This is a genomic window from Streptomyces anandii JCM 4720 (assembly GCF_014650655.1).
Classification (GTDB): domain Bacteria; phylum Actinomycetota; class Actinomycetes; order Streptomycetales; family Streptomycetaceae; genus Streptomyces; species Streptomyces anandii.
On the sequence record NZ_BMVJ01000008.1, the window covers coordinates 274,396 to 295,583 of the forward strand.

General features: G+C 72.0%; 22 protein-coding genes and 1 tRNA gene. 7 read left to right on the forward strand and 16 right to left on the reverse strand.

Annotated features, from left to right (window positions below):
* Positions 1–900: 900 nt before the first annotated feature.
* Positions 901–1,374 carry a DUF2267 domain-containing protein gene (locus IE249_RS17125; protein ID WP_189705677.1) on the reverse strand — a complete coding sequence of 158 codons (474 nt, stop codon included), beginning with the start codon at positions 1,372–1,374 and terminating at the stop codon, positions 901–903.
* Positions 1,375–1,493: 119 nt separating this feature from the next.
* Positions 1,494–1,913 (reverse strand): Hsp20/alpha crystallin family protein, encoded by a 420-nt coding sequence (locus IE249_RS17130; RefSeq protein WP_189705744.1) that lies wholly within the window; start codon positions 1,911–1,913, stop codon positions 1,494–1,496.
* A 164-nt stretch (positions 1,914–2,077) separates the two neighbouring features.
* Here IE249_RS17130 and IE249_RS17135 point away from each other — a divergent pair, with 164 nt between their 5' ends.
* Positions 2,078–2,380 carry a hypothetical protein gene (locus IE249_RS17135; protein ID WP_189705678.1) on the forward strand — a complete coding sequence of 101 codons (303 nt, stop codon included), beginning with the start codon at positions 2,078–2,080 and terminating at the stop codon, positions 2,378–2,380.
* Between the two features lie 73 nt (positions 2,381–2,453).
* Here the strand turns inward: IE249_RS17135 and IE249_RS17140 are convergent, their stop codons facing one another.
* The gene (locus IE249_RS17140; RefSeq protein ID WP_189705679.1) at positions 2,454–2,927 is read right to left on the reverse strand and encodes a carboxymuconolactone decarboxylase family protein; all 474 of its coding nucleotides are present in this window, start codon (positions 2,925–2,927) and stop codon (positions 2,454–2,456) included.
* 175 nt (positions 2,928–3,102) lie between these two features.
* Entirely contained in the window at positions 3,103–4,062 is a 960-nt protein-coding gene (locus IE249_RS17145) for a GlxA family transcriptional regulator (protein WP_189705680.1), read from the reverse strand.
* 114 nt (positions 4,063–4,176) lie between these two features.
* On the opposite strand from IE249_RS17145, the gene IE249_RS17150 reads away from it, so the two are divergent.
* Positions 4,177–4,821 (forward strand): protease, encoded by a 645-nt coding sequence (locus IE249_RS17150; RefSeq protein ID WP_189705681.1) that lies wholly within the window; start codon positions 4,177–4,179, stop codon positions 4,819–4,821.
* Here IE249_RS17150 and IE249_RS17155 read toward each other — a convergent pair.
* Both IE249_RS17155 and IE249_RS17160 read right to left on the reverse strand, forming a co-directional pair.
* Positions 4,793–6,337, reverse strand: a complete 1,545-nt coding sequence (locus tag IE249_RS17155) for an MFS transporter (RefSeq protein ID WP_189705682.1) — start codon at positions 6,335–6,337, stop codon at positions 4,793–4,795. The genes IE249_RS17150 and IE249_RS17155 overlap by 29 nt on opposite strands.
* 430 nt (positions 6,338–6,767) lie before the next feature.
* Complete coding sequence (locus IE249_RS17160) at positions 6,768–8,102, reverse strand: DUF445 domain-containing protein (RefSeq protein WP_373304402.1); 1,335 nt, start codon at positions 8,100–8,102, stop codon at positions 6,768–6,770.
* A gap of 305 nt (positions 8,103–8,407) precedes the next feature.
* Here IE249_RS17160 and IE249_RS17165 point away from each other — a divergent pair, with 305 nt between their 5' ends.
* On the forward strand, positions 8,408–9,742 hold the full coding sequence (locus IE249_RS17165; protein ID WP_189705683.1) for an SGNH/GDSL hydrolase family protein: 1,335 nt from the start codon (positions 8,408–8,410) through the stop codon (positions 9,740–9,742).
* A gap of 75 nt (positions 9,743–9,817) precedes the next feature.
* Here the strand turns inward: IE249_RS17165 and IE249_RS17170 are convergent, their stop codons facing one another.
* The 4 genes from IE249_RS17170 to IE249_RS17185 all read right to left on the reverse strand — a co-directional run bounded on the left by IE249_RS17170 (position 9,818) and on the right by IE249_RS17185 (position 13,332).
* Positions 9,818–10,573 (reverse strand): DUF1707 domain-containing protein, encoded by a 756-nt coding sequence (locus tag IE249_RS17170; protein WP_189705684.1) that lies wholly within the window; start codon positions 10,571–10,573, stop codon positions 9,818–9,820.
* A gap of 9 nt (positions 10,574–10,582) precedes the next feature.
* Positions 10,583–11,599: an ABC transporter ATP-binding protein gene (locus IE249_RS17175; RefSeq protein ID WP_189705685.1), complete on the reverse strand. Its 1,017-nt coding sequence runs from the start codon at positions 11,597–11,599 to the stop codon at positions 10,583–10,585.
* 121 nt (positions 11,600–11,720) lie between these two features.
* The gene (locus tag IE249_RS17180) at positions 11,721–12,485 is read right to left on the reverse strand and encodes an ABC transporter permease (RefSeq protein WP_189705746.1); all 765 of its coding nucleotides are present in this window, start codon (positions 12,483–12,485) and stop codon (positions 11,721–11,723) included.
* Between the two features lie 46 nt (positions 12,486–12,531).
* Positions 12,532–13,332 (reverse strand): ABC transporter permease, encoded by an 801-nt coding sequence (locus IE249_RS17185; RefSeq protein WP_189705686.1) that lies wholly within the window; start codon positions 13,330–13,332, stop codon positions 12,532–12,534.
* A 560-nt stretch (positions 13,333–13,892) separates the two neighbouring features.
* Here IE249_RS17185 and IE249_RS17190 point away from each other — a divergent pair.
* A complete protein-coding gene (locus IE249_RS17190; RefSeq protein WP_268249702.1) occupies positions 13,893–16,661 on the forward strand; it encodes a transglycosylase domain-containing protein in 2,769 nt (922 codons plus the stop codon).
* A 120-nt stretch (positions 16,662–16,781) separates the two neighbouring features.
* On the opposite strand, the gene IE249_RS17195 is transcribed toward IE249_RS17190, so the two are convergent.
* On the reverse strand, positions 16,782–17,138 hold the full coding sequence (locus IE249_RS17195) for a GroES family chaperonin (protein WP_189705687.1): 357 nt from the start codon (positions 17,136–17,138) through the stop codon (positions 16,782–16,784).
* Between the two features lie 55 nt (positions 17,139–17,193).
* Complete coding sequence (locus IE249_RS17200; protein WP_189705688.1) at positions 17,194–17,523, reverse strand: DUF3618 domain-containing protein; 330 nt, start codon at positions 17,521–17,523, stop codon at positions 17,194–17,196.
* Positions 17,524–17,659: 136 nt separating this feature from the next.
* Between IE249_RS17200 and bcp the strand changes: the two genes are divergently transcribed.
* The 3 genes from bcp to IE249_RS17215 all read left to right on the forward strand — a co-directional run bounded on the left by bcp (position 17,660) and on the right by IE249_RS17215 (position 18,719).
* Positions 17,660–18,127 carry a thioredoxin-dependent thiol peroxidase gene (gene bcp, locus IE249_RS17205; protein ID WP_189705689.1) on the forward strand — a complete coding sequence of 156 codons (468 nt, stop codon included), beginning with the start codon at positions 17,660–17,662 and terminating at the stop codon, positions 18,125–18,127.
* Between the two features lie 14 nt (positions 18,128–18,141).
* A complete protein-coding gene (locus tag IE249_RS17210) occupies positions 18,142–18,636 on the forward strand; it encodes an HNH endonuclease signature motif containing protein (RefSeq protein WP_373304406.1) in 495 nt (164 codons plus the stop codon).
* Between the two features lie 11 nt (positions 18,637–18,647).
* A tRNA-Leu gene (locus tag IE249_RS17215) sits at positions 18,648–18,719 on the forward strand.
* A gap of 54 nt (positions 18,720–18,773) precedes the next feature.
* On the opposite strand, the gene rdgB is transcribed toward IE249_RS17215, so the two are convergent.
* The 4 genes from rdgB to IE249_RS17235 all read right to left on the reverse strand — a co-directional run bounded on the left by rdgB (position 18,774) and on the right by IE249_RS17235 (position 21,014).
* Positions 18,774–19,376 (reverse strand): RdgB/HAM1 family non-canonical purine NTP pyrophosphatase, encoded by a 603-nt coding sequence (rdgB, locus tag IE249_RS17220; RefSeq protein ID WP_189705691.1) that lies wholly within the window; start codon positions 19,374–19,376, stop codon positions 18,774–18,776.
* An 11-nt stretch (positions 19,377–19,387) separates the two neighbouring features.
* A complete protein-coding gene (locus IE249_RS17225; RefSeq protein ID WP_189705692.1) occupies positions 19,388–19,801 on the reverse strand; it encodes a hypothetical protein in 414 nt (137 codons plus the stop codon).
* Between the two features lie 125 nt (positions 19,802–19,926).
* On the reverse strand, positions 19,927–20,661 hold the full coding sequence (gene rph / locus IE249_RS17230; protein WP_189705693.1) for a ribonuclease PH: 735 nt from the start codon (positions 20,659–20,661) through the stop codon (positions 19,927–19,929).
* Positions 20,662–20,780: 119 nt separating this feature from the next.
* Positions 20,781–21,014: a PTS sugar transporter subunit IIB gene (locus IE249_RS17235; RefSeq protein ID WP_109498534.1), complete on the reverse strand. Its 234-nt coding sequence runs from the start codon at positions 21,012–21,014 to the stop codon at positions 20,781–20,783.
* Positions 21,015–21,188 lie beyond the last annotated feature (174 nt).

The window sequence follows — 21,188 nt, forward strand, 5'->3', positions numbered from 1 at the left end:
GTTCGTGCGCAGCCTGCCGCCCGGATTGATCTGCGCTTACGCGGCGTCATGGTGCTCGCTCTTGCGACCGGCGCGGGGTCGGCGCGGGACACCGAGACCGATGGACACGGTGGTTACTACTACTCCCGTTGGAACAGGACGGAGCAGCGCAGCGAGCGGGTCGCGCTGACGGAGGACGGGTACGACGAGGCCAACAAGGCACAGGCCCGGATTTTCGCCTCCGGTGCCGCGCTCTTCCACGCTGCGGGCAGCTTTCTGGTCCTTGTGGCGGCCGCACCGGATCTCACGCGACCCAAGCCTATGAGGCGCCCAAGGCCGCCCGGTTTCGTGGAGTGCGGCGGTTGACACACTCCCCTCCACCGCGAGGAGGCCTGGCCGGGCGGCCTCAGGGGTGGGCGGCCGGGGCGCGGGGGCCGGGATGCAGCGGCGTGGCCGGCTGCGGGTGGTTCGGGAAGGGCGTGGTGCGTACGGCCGGTGGGGCCGGGCGGCAGTTGGTGGGGGGTGGCTCTCGCCACCTGGTGGTGCTGCCGCCCGGGACCCCTTCTGCGGTGCCCCGCGTTTCCGGTTCAGCTGAGCGGTCGTCAGCGCTGTTCGGGTGGCCGGAGGAGCGTCGTCGTCGTAGAGGGGACGAAGTCGCGTGTCCGGCACCCCCCTGAGTGTCGGCTTACGCGGGGTCACTCCTGGAGTGGGCGTGCCGAGCAGTGCTGGCGGGCGAGCCTGGTGTGCCGGCTCGTTCCCCCTGTTGCTGTTCGCTGAGCGATGCGCGGAGCGGTTGCGGCGCCGTGGTCGGCGGCGCCTTGTGCGGTTGGAAATCTATTGAGCGCGCGTCGCCTGGTTCAACCTCGTTGATCAACATTTGAGGTTTCTCAGTTCGGTTGATTTTTGGACTAATTGCTGGGGTCATGCGGAGGGGCCCTCCGGGCCGCCCGACGCCGGTGCCAGTTGCGCTCTGCCGAACAGCAGGGCGTAGCCCGGCGGGAGTTGGGCGATCACGCGTCGCGTCAGGTCTTCGTCCACCAGGTCGGCCACCACGCTCAGCACCGAGCTGACGTCCCAGCGGGCCGTGGCCGTGGTGGAGCCGTCGATGCGGGCCGCCACGGCGTCGACGAACCCGGCCGCCGTCAGGGGGCGGACGGCGGGAATCTGCGAGGCGAACACCCTCGCCGCCTCTTCCGGCAGGGCGGCGGCGAGTTCGACCCGTTCGTCTGCCGTGACATGGCCGCCGAGCGCCGAGAGGACTGTCCGGGCGACCTGTTCCGCCTCCGCTCTCGTGCGGTACTGGCCGTTCTCCCTCACCCTTTCCGCGAAGGCAGCCCAACTGGCCTTCGGTTCGCGCGTGATGGTGGTCGTGGGGTGGTGTGCTGTCACCGTCATGGTGCGGGCCTCCTCCGCCAAAGGTCCGTCCGTCCGGGTACGTGAGTGCGTTCCGCGGGCGGGGGTGCCCGTCCGCGGAACGCCGGGATGTGATGGGCCGCGCCGGCCGCGGCCGCGGCTCAGGAGCCGAGCTGCTTGCGCTCGCTGCCGCCGGCGATCTGGATCTTGCGCGGCTTGGCCTGTTCGGCGACCGGGATGCGCAGGGTGAGGACGCCGGCCTCGTAGGAGGCGTCGATCCGCTCCGTGTCGAGGGTCTCGCCGAGGAAGAGCTGGCGGGTGAAGGTGCCGGTGGGCCGCTCGGCGACGATCAGCTCCGCGCCCTCCGGGGCGGGGGACCTGCGCTCGGCACGGATGTTGAGGACGTTCCGCTCGACGTCGAGGTCGATGGTCTCCGGGTCCACTCCCGGAATGTCCATGTGCACGATGAAGTCGTCGCCGGAACGGTAGGCGTCCATGGACATCTGGCCCGGTCGGGCGGGGCCGAAGACCTGCTGCGCGATGCGGTCGAACTCGCGGAAGGGGTCGGTACGCATGAGCATCACGGGTCACTCCTCTCAGGTGGCACTGGGTGCGATGCCCTACGACTTCTTATATAGCTCGGCAGATGAAAGTTGACAAGCAGGGGCTCAGGTCTGCGCTCGCGAGCGGGGCGCGCGTAGTGTCGGTGGGGCCCATGAGGACGTAAGGGACACAGGAGGCACTGATGGCGAGGGTTCCCAGCGCTGTGGTCGCGGCGGGTGGGCTGGTCGGTGGGTACGGCGTGGCTCGCTGGACCCGGAAGCGGCCGCTGGGCGGGGCCGTGCTGGCGGTCGCCGGAGCCGCCGCCGCGCAGCAGTGGCGGCAGCGGGCCGGCGGGAAGGCCGCGGGTGCGCTGACGGCCGCGTACGTCGCCGCGTTCGCCGGGTCGCACCCGCTGGCCAAGAAGGTGGGCGCCTGGCCTGCCGTGTTCGGGGTCTCCGGGGCCGTGGCGCTGGCCTCCTGGGCCGTCGCCGACCGGCGGAAGTGACCCGGGAGGCCACAATCCCGGCCGGGCTGGACGAGGCCCGGCCGGTCTGCCGGTGCGCCGGTGCGCCGGTCCGTCAGCCGAACATGCCCGGCTGGTAGTCGCCCGCCGGCTGGCGGACCAGGACGTTCACGCGGTTGTAGGCGTTGATCAGGGCGATGAGGGAGACGAGCGCGGCCAGCTGCTCCTCGTCGTAGTGCTTCGCGGCGTTCGCCCAGACCTCGTCGCTGACGCCGCCCGCCGCGTCCGCGATGCGCGTGCCCTCCTCGGCCAGCTCCAGCGCGGCGCGCTCGGCGTCGGTGAAGACCTTCGCCTCCCTCCAGGCCGCCACCATGTGCAGGCGCTGCACGGTCTCCCCCGCGGCCGTGGCGTCCTTGGTGTGCATGTCGGTGCAGAAGCCGCAGCCGTTGATCTGGCTGGCGCGGATCTTCACCAGTTCCTGGGTCGCGGCGGGGAGGGACGAGTCGGACAGGACCTTGCCCGCGGAGTTGATGTAGCGGAAGAACTTGGCAGTGACGTTGTTCTCGAAGAGGTTCAGACGGGCTTCCATCGTGGCTTCTCCTTGGCGGCTCGGTCTCGCTCGGCTTCACTCCGCTTCGCCCGGCTTCGCCCGGTTGCTCGGCTTCGCTCGCCTCGCGGCTGCTGCTGATTAGCGGTTACGGAAGTACGACGGAGGCCGGCCGCTCCGTGTGACACGGCCACGGGGGCGTTCGGTGTGACCTGCGTTACACCCGGTCGGCCGTCTGGAACGACTTCCGGTACGCCCTCGGGCTCGTGCCCACCACCCTGCGGAAGCGTTCCCGGAACGCCGTCGGGGAGCCGAAGCCCGCCTGGGCGGCGATGCGCTCCACCGGGTACGGCGTCGTCTCCAGCAGGTGCTGCGCGCGCCGTACCCGCGCCCGGTGCAGCCACTGCAGCGGCGTCGTGCCGGTCTGCTCGCGGAAGCGGCGGTTGAGGGTGCGGGTGCTCATGCCCGCGCGGGCCGCGATCTCCTCCAGGGCGAGGTCGCGGTCACAGTGGCTCTCCAGCCAGTGCAGCAGCGGTTCGAGGGTGGCGCCCGCCGGGGCCGGCGGCAGCACGTGCGGGATGAACTGGGCCTGGCCGCCCTCCCGTTCCAGCGGCATGACCGACATGCGGGCCGCGTGCGCGGCGGCCTCGGAGCCGTGGTCCTTGCGGATCATGTGCAGGCACATGTCGAGTGCCGCCGCCGCGCCCGCCGAGGTGAGAAACCGGCCGTTGTCGACGTAGAGGACGTTCGCGTCGACGGTGACCTCGGGGTGGCGCTCGGCGAGGGCGTCGGCGGCCACCCAGTGGGTCGTGGCGCGCAGGCCGTCCAGCAGGCCGGTGGCCGCGAACACGAAGGCGCCGACGCAGATGGAGGCGATACGGGTGCCGGCGGCGGCCGCCGCGCGCAGCGCCTCCGCGACCTCGGGCGGGAGGGGTACGGTCGGGTCCGCCACCCCGGGCAGGACGATCGTGTCGGCCTCCGCCAAGGTCTCCAGGCCGTACGGCGCCCTGACCGTGAACGCTCCGCCGGCCGCGCTCACCTCGCCCGCCACCGAGCAGACCCGTACGTCGTACGCCTCCCGGCCGTCGGGCAGTCTCGCCCAGCCGAAGGTGTCGATCGGGGCGGAGAGATCGAACGGGATCACCTGGTCCAGCGCCAGGACGGCCACGGTGTGCATGGCGGGAGCGTAGGCACAGGTCTCGGCGGTGCGTGGGGCGGGTGGCGGGAATCCGTCGATACCTGGCACTCTCGCCACTCCTGCCGACTCGCCGGCCCGCCTACGGTCTGGCGGGTGACCAAGTTCCTCCTCGCCGTGCACGTGCTGGCCGCGATCGTCGCGGTCGGGCCCGTCACCGTCGCCGCCAGCATGTTCCCGCCCGCCGCACGCCGCGCGCTCGACCCGCCGCCGGACGGTCCCCGGGCGGCGGACGCCGTGGCGACGGTGGCGACCGTGGAACTGCTGCACCGGATCTGCCGGGTGTACGCCGTCGTCGGCGTCGTCGTTCCCGTGTTCGGGTTCGCCACGGCGAAGAACATGGGGGTGCTGGGCGACGTCTGGCTGATCGCCTCGATCGTGCTGACCGCGCTCGCGGCGGCCGTGCTCGTCGTAGTCGTGCTGCCGCGGCAGGAAGCGGTCGTACGGGGGCTGCTGCCCGAGGCCGCCGGGGCCGCCGGGGACGCCGGGGCCGCCGCCGGGGACGCCGGGGACGCCGGGGCCGCCGCCGGGGACGGCCCCGCCGCCGGAGCGACCGGCGTGGCTGCCGGGGCCGCCGGGGCCGCCGGGGTCACCGCCGCTGCGGCCACCGTGCGGGGCGCCGTCACCGTGACCCGTCGGGACACCGTCCGGCTCGCCATGTCCACCGGGGTGTTCAACCTGCTGTGGGCCGCGGTGACGGTGCTGATGATCGTCAGGCCGGGCTCGACGACGGGGGCGTGACGTCCCGGCCGCCGGGGCCGCCGCGTCCGTCGCGGCCGCGTGCCGTCGCCGCCTTCGCCTTCTGCGTGACCGCGGTCAGCGGCTTGGCGATGTCCTCCAGGGACCGGCGCTCGGCGTTGACCGCCAGGAAGGCGGCGACCAGACCCGCCGCGCACATCAGGCCCGCGCCGATCTGGAAGGCGAGGACCGTGTCGCCGGTGTTGCCGGTGCTGGTGAGGTCCGCGAACAGCAGCGGGCCGCTGATGCCGCCGGCCGCGGTGCCGAGGGCGTAGAAGAAGGCGATGGACATCGCGCGGGTCTCCATCGGGAAGACCTCGGAGACCGTCAGGTAGGCGCTGGAGGCGCCGGCCGAGGCGAAGAAGAGGACCACGCACCAGCAGGCCGTCAGCGTGGTGGCGTTCAGCGAGCCGTTGCCGAAGAGCCAGGCGGTGCCGAACAGCAGCAGGCCGGACAGCAGGTAGGTCGAGGAGATCATCACCCGGCGGCCGACCGTGTCGAAGAGCTTGCCCAGCAGCAGCGGGCCGAGGAAGTTGCCGACCGCGATGACGGCGAAGTAGTAGCCGGTGTGGTCGGAGGGGATGTCGTAGAACTTGGTCAGGATGGCGCCGAAGCCGAAGGTGATGGCGTTGTAGAGGAAGGCCTGGCCGATGAAGAGGGAGAAGCCGAGGATGCTGCGCCTGCGGTAGTCGGCGAAGACGGTACGGGCGATCTCGACGAAGCTGACGCTGCGGCGCTGGTGGATGGTGATCTCGCCGTGCGGCTCGGGCAGTTCCTCGCCCTTGTCCCGCGCGACCTGGCGCTCGATGCCGCTGACGACCTCCTCCGCCTCGCGGTCCCTGCCGTGGATCAGCAGCCAGCGCGGACTCTCCGGGACGTGCCGGCGCACCAGCAGGATGACCAGGGCCAGGACGGCGCCGAGGGCGAACGTCAGCCGCCAGCCGACGTCGGCGGCCAGGAAAGAGGTGTTCAGCGCGAGGATCGACAGCAGGGAGCCGCCGACCGCGCCCACCCAGAAGCTGCCGTTGATGATCAGGTCGACGCGGCCGCGGTAGTTCGCGGGGATGAGCTCGTCGATCGCGGAGTTGATGGCCGCGTACTCGCCGCCGATGCCGAAGCCGGTCAGGAACCGGAAGAGGAAGAACCACCAGGCGTCGAAGCTGATCGCGGTCAGCGCGGTGGCCGCGAGATACACCGCGAGGGTGATCATGAACAGCTTCTTGCGGCCGAACCGGTCGGTCAGCCGCCCCCAGAACAGGGCGCCGATGCAGGCGCCCGCCACGTAGAGCGCGGCCGCCGTGCCGGTGACCTGGCCGGAGCTGATCGAGAGGCCGCTGCCTGGCTCGGAGAGACGGCTGGCGATGTTGCCGACGACCGTGACTTCCAGGCCGTCCAGGATCCATACGGTGCCGAGACCGATGACGATCGTCCAGTGCCAGCGGGACCAGGGCAGGCGGTCGAGTCTGGCGGGGATGTTCGTGGTCACGGTACGGCCCGTCTCGGCCTCAGCGGTGGTCATGGGCTCCCTCCTCCTCGAGTGGAACGCCAAGCGGGTTCCCCCGAAGCGAGCGGATCACGCCCCGCGCGGGGCGGCGCTGGGCCGTACGGCCTACGCGGCGGGGCGGCCCGCGCCGCGGGTGCGCGCCCGCGGCGCCCGCGGCGCCCGCGGCGCCGTGCGCGCCGTGCGTGTCCGCCGCGCCGTGCGCGCTTGCGGCGCTCGTGCCCGCGGCGCCGTGCGCGCCCGCGGTCCTCGTGCCCGCGGTGCCCTCACGACCGCGCCGCCCGTACGCGCCCCCGTGCCCGCCGTGGCTGCATGCCGCCGTACGTGCCCCGCGCCGCAGTAGGTGCCATGCAGCCGTAGGTCCCATGCAGCCGTAAGTGCCCGCGCCCGCCATACGTGTGCCCCGCATGCCCCGCGAGCCCCGCATGCGCCGCGCGCCCCCGCGCGCCTAGGCTCCCAGCGCCCGTGACACCGCGTAGATCGCCAGGCCCGCCAGTGAGCCGACCACCGTGCCGTTGATACGGATGAACTGGAGGTCGCGGCCGATGTGGGCCTCGATCTTGCGGGTGGTGTGCTCGGCGTCCCAGCCGGCGACCGTGTCGGTGATCAGGAGGGTGATCTCCTTGCGGTACGTCGTCACCACGTACACCGCCGCGCCCTCCACCCAGCGGTCCACCTTGCCCTGCGCCTTGGGGTCGACCGCCATCCGGTCGCCGAGCGAGAGCAGGGACGCCCGCACCCGCAGGCGCAGCTCGCTGCGCTCGTCCTCTGCCGCGGAGACCATCATCGACCGTACGGCGGTCCAGGCGGACGCGATCAGGTCCTGGACCTCGCCGCGGCCGAGGACCTCGCCCTTGAGGCGCTCCACACGCGCCCGGGTCTCGCTGTCGGACTGGAGGTCGGCGGCGAAGTCGCCGAGGAAGCGGTCGAGGGCGCCGCGTGCGGGGTGGCCCGGCATGTCACGCATCTCGGTGACGAAGCGCAGCAGCTCCTTGTAGACGCGCTCGCCCACCTTGCGATCGACGAACTTCGGGGTCCACCCGGGCGCGCCGCCCTGCACGGCGTCCATCACGGAGTCGCTGTGCAGGACCAGCCAGTCGTGGGCGCGGGAGACGACGAGGTCGACGACGCGTTTGTGGCCGCCGTCGGCGACGATCTTCTCCAGCATCTTGCCGAGGCCGGGGCCGATCTCCTGGGAGTTGGCCCGGCGGGTGATGGCCTCGCCGACGACCGCCTGGACGTCGGAGTCGCGCAGCACGGTCAGGGCGCCGCGCAGCGCGGTGGCCAGTTCCGCCGTCACCCGGTCGGCGTGCTCGGGCACGGCGAGCCAGGCGCCGAGGCGGCTGCCGATGCCCACGGCGCGCAGCCGCTGGCGTACGACGTCCCCGGAGAGGAAGTTCTCCCCGACGAACTCTCCGAGGGACACGCCGAGCTGGTCCTTCTTGGTGGGGATGATCGCGGTGTGCGGGATGGGCAGGCCCAGGGGGTGGCGGAAGAGCGCGGTGACGGCGAACCAGTCGGCGAGCGCGCCGACCATGCCGGCCTCGGCGGCCGCGGCGACGTAGCCCGCCCAGGCGCCGGCGCCCGCGTGCTGGCCCCACTTGGCGAGGACGTAGACCACCGCCACGAGGAGCAGGAGGCCCGTCGCGGTCAGTTTCATCTGGCGCACCCCGCGCCGGCGTTCCTCGTCGGCGGGGCTGAACACGGTCATCGCGCGGTGCGAGGCCTGCGGGACGGCGGCGGCGTCCGTGGCTTCGGCGCCGGCCTGTGTCGTTCGTTCCATCCCACTCCGTCCGCTCGGCGAGTCCCGCTCGGTGAGTCCCGCTCGGTGAGTCCCGCTCGGTGAGTCCCGCTCGGTGAGTCCCGCTCGGTGAGATCCCATCCGGTGAGGTCCCCCGATCGGTGATCCCGCACACAATTGTCCCTTCCTGACCGACTCCCGGAACAGAACGTAAGTTCCCGGTGTCTGTCCCCGGAGGCGGTGTCGGCAGGGCCCTGTCAATCGCCCCGGCCTCATGACGCATCATGTGGTCGTCGGATCGGGGCCGGGGAACCGGGCTCCCATCTGTGGAGGGGATTCGCATTCGCATGACCAGGCGTCACGGTTACGCCCTGCTCGCCGCGCTCGTCGCCCTGGCCACGGCGGTTCTCACGGCCGTCTGGTCCGGTGCCTCGCACGGCGACGGCACCCGGGCCGGCGGCCCGGACGGCGCCGGACGGGCAGGCCGCGAGTCCGCCGCCCCCGTCTCGACCGGCACCTGGGTCGCCGCCTGGGCCACCTCGCCGGCCGGCGGTGAGCCGAGGACCTCGGTGCTCGGCATGGCGGGGCGGTCGGTGCGCAACGTCGTGCACACGAGCGCCGCGGGTACGGGTGCCCGCGTCACGCTGTCCAACCTCTACGGCAGCTCGCCGCTGACCGTCACCCACGCGTCCCTGGCGCTCGCCGCCGGACCCGGCAGCGCCGCGGCCGCCCCGGGCACCATGCGGCGGCTCACCTTCGCCGGCGCCACCACCGTCGTCATACCGGCGGGCGGGCAGACGATGAGCGACGCGGTCCGCGTCGCCGTGCCGCTCGGCGCGGACGTCCTGGTCACCACCTACTCCCCCACCCCGTCCGGCCCGGTGACGTACCACCCGCACGCCCAGCAGATCTCCTACGCCGCGACCGGCGACCGCGCCGAGGACGTGACCGGATCGCCGTACACCGAGCGGACCAGGTACTGGCGCTACCTGACCGCGCTGGACGTGCTCGGCCACGACTCGGCCGGCACGGTCGTCGCCTTCGGCGACTCGATCACCGACGGCATCTCCTCGACCCCCGGCGCCAACCGCCGCTGGCCCGACGTGCTCGCCGGACGGCTGCGGGCCGCGGTGCGGGCCGGGCAGGACGTGCCGCGCTACAGCGTCGTCAACGAGGGCATCAGCGGCAACCAGGTGCTCGCGGACGGTCCGGGGCGGCCGGCGGGCAACCCCAGCGGGCTGCACCGCTTCCGGCGGGACGTGCTGGAGCGGACGAACGTCAAGGTCGCGGTGATCGACCTCGGCATCAACGACATCCTGCGCAACCCCGGGACCGCAGACCCCGGGCGCATCACCGGCGGGCTGCGCGAGCTGGTGCGGCAGGCGCACGCGCGGGGGCTGAAGGCCGTGGGGGCGACCCTGACCCCGTTCGAGGGCCACCGCGGCTACACCCCGGCCCGGGAGGCCGTACGGCAGCGGGTCAACGCCGGGATCCGGGCCGGCGGGGTGTTCGACGCGGTCGTCGACTTCGACCGCGCCCTGCGCGACCCCACCGACCCGCGGCGCCTTGCGGCCGCGTACGACTGCGGTGACCACCTGCATCCCAGCGACGCGGGGTTCCGCCGGATGGCGGAGGCCTTCGACCTGCCCCTGCTGAAGGACGCGGACCGCGCCCAGCTCTAGGTCCTGTCGTCGCCGGGCAGGCGGGAATTCGACGACAGGGCCCGGGGGGCCGAGGAGGTCGTGCGAAGGCTCGGCTCAGTGGCGGTCGTGGCGGGTGCGGCGGCGGTCGCGGGCCGCCTCCCAGCGCTCCTCGCGGCGTGAGGCCTGCAGTTCCCGGCGCTCCGCGCGGCGGTCCAGGCGCTCCTGACGGCGCTCCTCCTTCAGACGGTTGCGCTCGGCCCTGGTGAGCTTGCGCTCGACCCCCACCCCGCCCCAGAAGGCGAAGCCGGTCACGATCACGCGGGGCGCGCCGGGCTCGCCCGGGGTGCCCTCCTCGCGGTGGTCGAAGCCGCCCATCACGCCGATCCCGCGCACGACCACCTCGACGCCGGGCGGCACGATCACCTGCACCCCGCCCATGATCGCCACGCAGTTGATCTCGACCTCGCGGTCGGCGAAGTCGGCCTCGCGCAGGTCGATCTCGCCGCCGCCCCAGAAGGCGAAGCAGTTGAACCGCTTGGGCACGGTCCAGCGGCCCTTGCGCTGGAACCCGGACATGACGGCGACGGCCCACGACGAGGAACCCTCGCCACCGACCATCCGGCCCGGCCAACTCCCGTCGTCCACCGGCTGCTTGACCATGTCCACGGCCGGAGCGCTCACCCCGGGCACGGGCAGGTCACGGGTGATCGGGGCGAGTTCGGCGTAGGTGCGCGCCTTGTACGTCGCCTCGAGCCGCTCCTCGAACTCCGACATGTCGAGGCGGCCCTCCGCGAGCGCGTCCCGCAGGTGCTCGGCGACTCGTTCACGGTCGGCGTCGGAAGCGCGAAGCTCCGGGAGTTCCTCCGTCATGGGAGCAGCCTACGAGACCGCTTTCCCCGCGTACATCTTCGCGATGACGGCCTCGATGTCCGGCTCGCGGACCGACAGGTCGACCAGCGGGTACCGCTCCGCGATCCGGGCCACCAGCGGGGCCGCCGAGCCGCCCGCCGGGAAGGCCAGCCACTGCCGCGGGCCCTCGACGCGCACGACGCGGGCGTCCGGCACCTCGATGGGCGGCAGCTCGCGCTCCAGGTCTACGACGAGGGTGCGTTCGCCCTCGGCCGCCTCGTGCAGACCGGTGAGCGGGCCGTCGTACATCAGGCTCCCGTGGTCGATGACCATCACGCGGGAGCACAACTGCTCGATGTCCTGGAGGTCGTGCGTGGTCAGCAGCACGGTGGTGCCGCGCTCGGCGTTCAGGTCGCGCAGGAAGGAGCGCACCTTGGCCTTGCTGACCACGTCCAGGCCGATCGTCGGCTCGTCGAGGTAGAGCACCTCGGGGTCGTGCAGCAGGGCCGCCGCGATGTCGCCGCGCATGCGCTGGCCGAGCGAGAGCTGACGTACGGGGACGTCCAGCAGGTCGGCCAGTTCGAGGAGTTCGACGCAGCGGTCGAGGTTGGCGCGGTAACGGGCGTCGGGGATGCGGTACATGCGGTGCATCAGCCGGTAGGAGTCGATGAGCGGCAGGTCCCACCACAGGGTCGTCCGCTGCCCGAACACCACCCCGATGCGCCGCGCGAGCCGGGTTCGCTCGCGGGCCGGGTCGATGCCGGCCACCCGCAGCCGGCCGCCGCTGGGAGTGAGGATGCCGGTGAGCATCTTGATCGTGGTGGACTTCCCGGCGCCGTTCGGGCCGATGTAGCCGACCATCTCGCCGCGCGCCACGGTGAAGGACAGCGCGTCGACCGCGCGCACCTGCCGCCGCTCGCGCCGCAGGAATCCGGTCTTCCTGCGCACCTCGAACACCTTCTCGACCCGGTCGAGCTCGATGAACGCGCTCTCCGCGGGCGGCTCCTCGCCCTCGTCCCTCGCCGCCGCCTCCGTCGCCGTCACCATCGCCGCCGTCTCCCTTCCCTACTCCCGGTACTGTGGTCTCCCACTCCCGTACTGCGGTCTCGACTCCCCGTACTGCGGTCTCGACTCCCCGTACTCGGTCCCGACTCCCCGTACTCCGGCCTCAACTCCCGGTACTCCGGTACGACCTCAGGCCCACCCGCCAGGCCGTCCCGGCCAGCGCACAGCAGGCGAGCGCGACGAGCGGCGGAGCGAACGCCGTCCAGCGGGGCAGGTCCAGCGGATACGGCCGCCCCAGCACGTACAGCGCGGGCAGCCAGTTGACGAAGGCCAGCGGCAGTACGAAGGTCACCCCGCGCAGCAGCTCCTTCGCGAACACGGTGGGCGGGTACTGCAGCAGCGTGGTGCCGCCGTAGGTGAAGGCGTTCTGCACCTCCGAGGCGTCCTGCGCCACGAACTGGAAGGCGGCGCCGGCCACGAACACCGCGCAGAAGATCCCGCAGCCGCTCACCATCGCCACCGGCATCAGCAGCAGCTTGTCCGGGGTCCACTCCACGTCGAGCCGGGTGAGCGCCCAGCCGAGCACCAGCGCGCCCTGCGTCACCCGGCCCAGCCGCCGCAGCGCGAAGCGGTCGGCGGCGACCTGCGCGAGCACGGGCGCGGGGCGCACCAGCAGCGTGTCCAGGGTGCCGTCGCGCACCCGGCGGCCCAGCCGGTCCATCGAGCCGATCGCCAGGTCCGCGAGGCCGAAGGAGATGCTGGTCAGCGCGTAGAGGAAAGCCACCTCGGGCAGCGGGTAGCCGCCGAGCGCGCCGACCCGGGAGAACATCAGCAGGATCGCGACGAAGTCGAGAGCGGTCGCCGCGAAGTTGCCGAACGTCGTCATGACGAAGGAGGCGCGGTACGCCATCGTGGAGCGCACCCACATGCCCGCGATCAGCCGGTAGGCGCGCAGGGCCTCACCGAGCCGGTGGTCAGCCACCCTGGACCACCACCCGCCGGGTCGCGGCCCGCTGCAGCAGCCGCCCGGTGCCGAGGAGCGCCACCGCCCACGCGCCCTGGAAGGCGAGGGTGGCCGGGACGTCCGCGTGTCCGAGCAGCACGTCGGCGGGGGCCTGGAGCAGCGAGGACCACGGCAGGGCGCGGACGACCTCGCCGAGGGTGCCGGGGAAGACGTTGAGCGGGAGCAGCATGCCCGAGCAGAAGAAACCGGCGAGCCAGGCCATCTGCACCACTCCGGTGCCGTCCATCAGCCAGAACGCGCTCAGCGCGACCAGGAAGCGGATGCCGAATCCGACGAGCATCGCCAGCAGTACGGTCCCGGCGAAGGCGACCCAGGTCAGCGGGTCCGACGGCAGCGCGACCGGGAAGCACAACGCGCCGAAGACGAAGGGGACGACGCCCCGGCCGACCAGCTGGAACAGCGCCCGGCCCACGTCGGCGGAGAGCCACCACAGCTGCAGGTCGGCGGGGCGGTAGAGGTCGATGGCGATGTCACCCGTACGGATGCGTTCCATCAGCTCGTCCTCCACCCCGCCGCCGCCGAGGGCGAGCGCCGCGAGGAAGGCCTGGCCGAGCCAGACGTACGTGACCGCCTGCGCGCGGTCGTAGCCGCCGAGGTGCGGGCGTACGTCCCACAGGGCGAGGTAGGTGTAGACGAGGATCAGGCCGAAAACCGTGTTCGTGAACACCCCGGCCGCCGTCGCCGTCCGATACGTCGCGTACCGTCTGAATCCCCCCGCCGCGACGGCCGCGTACAACCGCCCAGCGCCCACGTCAACCGCCTTCCAGGTCCACCGACACCGAAGCGCAGGAGCCTAGTGCGTGCGTGATGTGGCGTGCCACGCGTTTTCCGGCCCGAACGAATGGCCGGAACCGGGAACGGAACGGTTGGTGCGAGAGTCTTCATCCGGGGGCGCACAAGGCGCATGAGGGCGTACGGGAACGTACGAGGCGAAAACAGGAGTCCGTGCACGACATGAACGACGAGCCGCAGCCGCAGCACCCACCCCGGGACGGGGCCCCCGACACCCCGACGGGCACGGCCCCGGGCACGGGCAGGAACGCGGGCGAGGCTGCGGACTCGGGCGCGGCCCGGGCGAAGGATTCGGGCGCGGCCCGGGCCGGGGATGTGGGCGAGGGCCCGGCCAAGGGCGCGGGCGAGGGCCCAGGGGAAGGCCCGGCCGAGAGCACGGGCGCGGCGCGGGCGGAGGGCACGCGCAAGGGCTCAGCCGGCAAGCCGGCCCCGGGCGCGGACGCGACCGGGGGCTCGGTCGAGGCCCCGGTCGAGGGCTCGGGCAAGGACACCGCCGAGGGCTCGGGCAAGGACACCGCCATCGGCTCTGCCGAGGGCTCGGGCAAGGCCCCGGCCGAGAGCACGGCCGACGCTCCGGCCGAGAGCCCGGCCGGTGAGCCGGACAGGGGCTCGGCCGAAGCCTCGGGCGGCGGCAAGGGCCCGGCCGCGGGCGCGGGAGCCGGCGCTCCGGCCAAGAGCCCGGCGACGGCCCCGGCCGGGAGGCCGGACACGGGTCCGGCTGAGGACTCGACCCAGGTCCTCAGCAGAGCCGCCACCCAGCCCTCGGGCAACGCCGCCACCCAGCCCTCGGGCAACGTCAGCGCCCAGGCCTCCGGCAGCCCCTCCGCGCCCCCGGGCCGGACGACCCCGGATCCCCGCCCCGCGCCTCCCGCGCCCCGCTCAACCACCCCCTCCAATGCACCCGTTGGGGGCGCCGGCGCAGGCAAGGCCGGGCGGCGGCGGCGTACCGGGTGGCGGCGGTTGTTCCCGACCTGGCGGATGGTGCTGGGCGGGTTCATCACCGTCGTACTGCTCGTGATCGGCGCGTTCTTCCTCGGGTACTCCCTCGTGAAGATCCCGCCCGCCAACGCGCTGGCCATGAAGCAGGCCAACGTGTACCTGTACGCCGACGGCACCGAGATCGCGCGTGACGGCGACATCAACCGGGAGAACGTCACCCTCGACCAGGTCTCCATGAACGCCCAGCACGCCGTGCTCGCCGCCGAGGACCGGGACTTCTACACCGAGTCCGCCATCGACCCCAAGGCGATGGTGCGGGCGGCCTGGAACACGGCCACCGGCAAGGGCCGACAGTCCGGTTCGACGATCACGCAGCAGTACGTGAAGAACTACTACCTGGGCCAGGAACAGACCGTCACCCGCAAGGTGAAGGAGTTCTTCATCTCGATCAAGCTGGACCGCAACGAGTCCAAGTCGAAGATCCTCGAGGGCTACCTCAACACCAGCTACTTCGGCCGCAACGCCTACGGCATCCAGGCCGCCGCCCAGGCCTACTACGGCGTCAAGGCCAAGGACCTCGACCCGGCCCGCGCCGCCTACCTCGCCGCGCTGGTCAACGCCCCCAGCGAGTACGACGTCTCGGCCCACCCCGAGAACAAGGCGGCCGCCGTGGCCCGCTGGAACTACGTCCTGGACGGCATGGTCAAGCAGGGCTGGCTCAGCGCCTCCGAGCGGGCCGGGATGAAGTTCCCGACGCCCAAGGAGGCCACCGTCCCCACCACCATGTCCGGACAGCGCGGCTACCTCGTCCGCGCCATCAAGGACTACCTCGCCGCCAACAAGATCCTCAGCGAGGACGAGCTCGCCGCCGGCGGCTACCGCATCACGACCACCCTGCAGAAGAACAAGCAGAACGCCTTCGTGAAGGCCGTCGACGACCGGCTGATGTCCAAGCTCGACAAGAAGAACCGCAAGGTCGACACCTACGTACGGGCCGGCGGCGCCGCCGTCGACCCCAAGACCGGCGAGGTCGTCGCCCTCTACGGCGGCATCGACTACGTCAAGCAGTACACGAACAACGCCACCCGCCGGGACTTCCAGGTCGGCTCCACCTTCAAGCCGTTCGTGCTCACCTCCGCCATCCAGAACCACTCCACCACCCTCGACGGCCGCACCATCACCCCCGGCACCGTCTACGACGGCACCAACCAGCGCCCCGTCCAGGGCTGGGCCGGCGGCTCCTACGCGCCCGAGAACGAGGACCAGCACTCCTACGGCAACATCACCGTGCGCGAGGCCACCGACAAGTCCGTCAACGCCGTGTACGCGCAGATGGCCGTGGACGTCGGCCCCGACAAGGTCAGGGACACCGCGACCGCCCTCGGCATCCCCGGCAGCACCCCGGACCTGACCCCCACCCCGTCCATCGCGCTCGGCCCGGCCACCGCCAGCGTCCTCGACATGGCCGAGGCCTACGCCACGCTCGCCAACCACGGCGAACACGGCATGTACACCATCCTCAAGAAGATCACCAAGGACGGCACCGACGCCGTACAGCTGCCGGAACGGCAGACGGCGCAGGCCGTCAGCCGCGAGGCCGCCGACACCACCACCTCCGTCCTGCGGTCGGTCGTCCAGAACGGCACCGCGACCGCCGCGCAGGGCGCCGGCCGCCCCGCCGCCGGCAAGACCGGCACCGCCGAGGAGGACACCGCGGCCTGGTTCGCCGGCTATACCCCCGACCTGGCCACCGTCGTCTCCGTCATGGGTCAGGACCCCGTCACCGCCGCGCACAAGTCGCTGTACGGCGCGATGGGCCTCCCCCGTGTCAACGGCGGCGGCGCGCCCGCCGAGATCTGGGCGCAGTTCACCCGGGACGCCCTGGAGGGCACCCCGGCCACCGACTTCGACCTCCAGGTGCAGAACGGCGCCGACCAGCTCCAGCAGCCGCCGTCCACGGGGCCGTCCTCGCCGACGCCGGGCACCGGCGGCCAGGACAACGGCGGCACCCCGGGCACCGGCACCGGCGGCCAGGACACCCAGGGCCAGGACCAGGGCCAGACAGGCGACCAGACCGGAGGCACCACCGGAGGCACCCCGACCACCGGAGGCACCGGCGGCACCCCCACCACGGGCGGCACCGGCGGCACCCCGACCACCGGCGGCCAGACCGGCGGGAACAACGGCGGCACGGGCGGCACCCCCACCACCGGAGGCACCGACGGCGGCACCACCTCCGGCACGGACACCGGGGGCAACGACGCGGGCGGCGGCCAGGGCGGCACCGTCACCGGCACCAGCGACGGCGGGACGACGGCGGGCACGGCGGCCGGACCGCCCGGCGGCTGACCCCGCGCGTGACGGGGGCGGAACGCGGCGGAGGGGCCGGCGACCTGGGTCGCCGGCCCCTCCAGGCCTCTGGGGACGTACTGCTCGCCGACTCGCGGACTCGCGGACTCGCGGACTCGCTTACAGATACAGACCGGTGGAGTCCTCCGACCCCTCGAACCGGTCCGCGGCCACCGCGTGCAGATCACGCTCGCGCATCAGCACGTAGGCGATACCCCGTACCTCCACCTCGGCGCGGTCCTCCGGGTCGTACAGCACACGGTCGCCCGGCTCCACGGTGCGCACGTTCTGCCCGACCGCGACGACCTCCGCCCAGGCCAGCCGGCGTCCGACCGCCGCCGTGGCGGGGATCAGGATGCCGCCGCCCGAACGCCGTTCGCCCTCGCTGGTGTCCTGCCGGACCAGCACGCGGTCGTGCAGCATCCGGATCGGCAGCTTGTCGTGCTGGGTGCTGTGCTCGTTTCTGTTGGCGCTCACACCTCGAACCTACCTGCCTGGAGAGGATCCGTACGCCAGTGGGTCGCCGTGCCGCTCAGCCCCGGCGCCTGCGCGCGCCCAGGGCCAGCAGTCCGACCAGTCCCACCGCCACGAGCGCGACCGGCACGACCCGCTCCAGACGCGGCGCGCCCTCCTCGTCCACGAACTGCGCCCGCACATCGCTCACCACGCGGTTGACCTGCACATAGGCCCGCCCGAGGGTGTTGTCGATGTTGGAGACGACCTTGGCCTTGGCGTCCCCGACGATGGTCTTCGGGTGCACGCGCACCCCGATCTCGTCGAGCGTCTCGGCGAGCACCTCGCGGCGGCGCCTGATGTCCGCCTCGATCTCAGCCGGGGTTCTGGTGTCCGCGGTGTCCGCCACCGTACCGCCTCCGAAGTCAACTGATGCCTGTTCAGCACAGTCTGTCAGCTCTCGCCACGACCGCGCTGTCGGCACCCCCGGTTACCCTCGGAGCGACACGGTATTGCCGGCGACACGCACGAGGAGACGACCTTCGATGACCGAGCGACTCCAGCCCGGGGACGCGGCCCCCGACTTCACCCTCCCCGACGCCGACGGCAACGAGGTCTCGCTGTCCGGCCACAAGGGCCGCAAGGTCATCGTGTACTTCTACCCGGCCGCCCTCACCCCCGGCTGCACCAAGCAGGCCTGCGACTTCACCGACAACCTGGAGCTGCTGGCCGGCGCGGGGTACGACGTGATCGGCATCTCCCCCGACAAGCCGGAGAAGCTCGCCAAGTTCCGGGAGAAGGAGTCCCTGCGGATCACCCTCCTCGCCGACCCCGACAAGCAGGTCCTCCAGGCCTACGGCGCCTTCGGCGAGAAGAAGCTCTACGGCAAGACGGTCACCGGCGTCATCCGCTCCACGGTGATCGTCGACGAGGAGGGCAAGGTCGAACGTGCCCTCTACAACGTCAAGGCCACCGGCCACGTGGCCAAGATCATCAAGGATCTGGGGATCTGAGACGTGACTGTCCGATAACCGGTTCGTTACTCCGTACGAGGCCACGAACACGCGGCCGAGAACGGAGGGGATCCATGGGGGCCAGTGCGTACACCAAGGAGCGCCTGGAGAAAGCGGACAACGGTGGGCAGCGTGCCACACTCCTGAAGTGGATCGCGGAGCAAGGCCTGTCGACCGCACACTTCCTGGGGCAGGCTCATCGGCGGGGAAAACCGTCCACCACCAGCAAGAGCCCTGATGAGGTACTGGTCCAAGGAGACGGCAAACGGCGGACCAAGACCTCACAACTGCGCCGCGCGCTCCGAGAGGCCGGTGTGCGCGAGGAGTGTGCAAGGTGCGGGACAGGGCCCGAGTGGCTCGGGAAGCCGATGACGCTGGAGGTCGACCACATCAACGGGGACTGGAGCGACAATCGGAGGGAGAACCTACGGCTGTTGTGTCCCAACTGCCGCGCGATCACCAGTACCTGGTGCCGAGGCGGACACCGAACGCGTAGCACAGTAAGGTAGGTCTGACTCACGCGCCCGTACGCCAACGGCGAGCGGCAACCTTTAGGTGGTTGTGTTTGTCGGTTCGAATCCGACCGGGCGTACAGCCAGGAACGGCCCGTACCTTGAATTCAAAGGTACGGGCCCCTTCCGTGGGCTCAGCCCAGCAACTCCCGTACCACCGGCACCAGTGCCCGGAAGGCCTTGCCGCGGTGGCTGATGGCGTTCTTCTCCTCGGGGGTCAGTTCCGCGCAGGTCCGGGTGTCGGTGTCCGGCTGGAGGATCGGGTCGTAGCCGAAGCCGTTGGTGCCGGCGGGTTCGAAGCGGAGGGTGCCGCGGAGTCGGCCCTCGACGACCCGCTCGGTGCCGTCGGGCAGGGCCAGGGCCGCCGCGCAGGCGAAGTGGGCCGCGCGGTGGTCCTCGGAGATGTCGGCAAGCTGGGCGAGGAGCAGGTCGAGGTTGGCCTTGTCGTCGCCGTGGCGGCCGGCCCAGCGGGCGGAGAAGATGCCGGGGGCGCCGCCGAGGACGTCGACGCAGAGGCCGGAATCGTCGGCGACGGCGGGCAGGCCGGTGGCCCGGGCCAGGGCGTGGGCCTTGAGGAGGGCGTTCTCGGCGAAGGTCACGCCCGTTTCCCTGACGTCGGGGATCTCCGGGTAGGCGTCGGTGCCGACCAGTTCGTGGGGCAGGCCTGCGTCGGTGAGGATCGCCCTGAGCTCGGTGATCTTTCCGGCGTTGCGGGTGGCGAGGATCAAGCGGGTCATGCCCCCCAGTATCAGGGGGTGCAGACCTTGGTGAGCTCGCCGGCCGCGTCGGTGACGGGGCTGATGTCGGGGGTGTCGTCGCCGTTCTTGATGGCGGTGCGGACGTTGGACACCGCGCGGCTGAGGTCGTCGACCGCCTTGTTGACGTCGGCGTCGTCGGTCTTGTCGCCGATCTTGCGCAGGTTGCTGTCGATGGCGGCGAGGGACTCGTCGGTCTGCGTCGGGTCGTTCGCCGCGTTCCGCACGGCCTGCTGGAGGTCGGTGACGCTGTCGGCGATGGAGTCGGCGGTCTGGACGCAGTCGAGCGCCTTGTTCACGGCCGAGCAGGCGGCCGTCGTCGTCAGGGTCAGGGCGACGAGCGCGGTGGCGGCGATGGTGGCGCCGGTGCGGGCTCGGTGGCGGTGACGTCGGCGGCTCGCGGGCATGGCGTACGGTTCCTCTCCCCGTTGCTGGCCGGGCGTACGGCGGTGTGCCGTACGCCCGTACCGGTAGGGACGCGGGCAGGGGGGAGAGAGGTTGCCCGCGGCGGCCGCGTTTCTTGGGGTCCCCTTTACTCGCGTGCCGTCTCGAGGGCGGCGCGCTGGGCGGCGGCCAGGTCGGTGCAGCCGGCGACGGCGAGGTCGAGCAGCGCGTTGAGTTCGTCGCGGGCGAAGGGCTCGGCCTCGGCGGTGCCCTGGACCTCGACGAAGCGTCCGTCGCCGGTGCAGACGACGTTCATGTCGGTGTCGGCGCGCACGTCCTCCTCGTAGCAGAGGTCGAGGAGGGGCACTCCGCCGACGATGCCGACGGAGACGGCGCTGACGGTGCCGGTGAGGGGCTGGCGGCCGGCCTTGATGAGCTTGCGGCCCTGGGCCCAGGAGATGGCGTCGGCGAGGGCGACGTAGGAGCCGGTGATGGCGGCGGTGCGGGTGCCGCCGTCGGCCTGGAGGACGTCGCAGTCGAGGACGATGGTGTTCTCGCCGAGCGCCTTGTAGTCGACGACGGAGCGCAGGGAGCGGCCGATGAGGCGGGAGATCTCGTGGGTGCGGCCGCCGATCCTGCCCTTGACGGACTCGCGGTCGCCGCGGGTGTTGGTGGCGCGGGGCAGCATGGCGTACTCGGCGGTGACCCAGCCTTCGCCGCTGCCCTTGCGCCAGCGCGGGACACCTTCGGTGACGGAGGCGGTGCAGAGGACCTTGGTGTCGCCGAAGGAGACGAGGACGGAGCCCTCGGCGTGCTTGCTCCAGCCGCGTTCGATGGTGACCGGGCGGAGTTGATCGGGCGTGCGGCCGTCGATTCGAGACATGCCGCCGAGCCTAGCCCGCCGGGCCCGTTCCCCATTACGGGAGCCCGGCCCCCCTGCGGAATACGGTGAGGGGCCCTTCCCCGTGCCGGGAAGGGCCCCTCACCGGTGCGTCGGCACGTTCACATCATGTCTTCGATCTCGGCCGCGATGGGGTCGGCGTCGGTGCCGATGACGACCTGGATGGCGGTGCCCATCTTGACCACGCCATGGGCGCCGGCCGCCTTGAGCGCGGCCTCGTCGACCAGCGAGGCGTCGTTGACCTCGGTACGGAGGCGGGTGATGCAGCCCTCGACCTCTTCGATGTTGTCGATCCCGCCGAGCCCGGCGACGATCTTCTCAGCCTTGCTGGCCATGTTCTGTCTCCCTGATCCGAACCGCTTAGTCGCAGTAACCCACAGTTGGCCCATCTTCGCGAGCGGCCGTGCCGTGGGTGCCCAAGGATGGCGTTCACGACAGCGGAACCGTCCGTGCCGACTGGTCTACACCACCGTCGGGGCGGTGACCAAACGCGGTGCGCGGACCGGTCT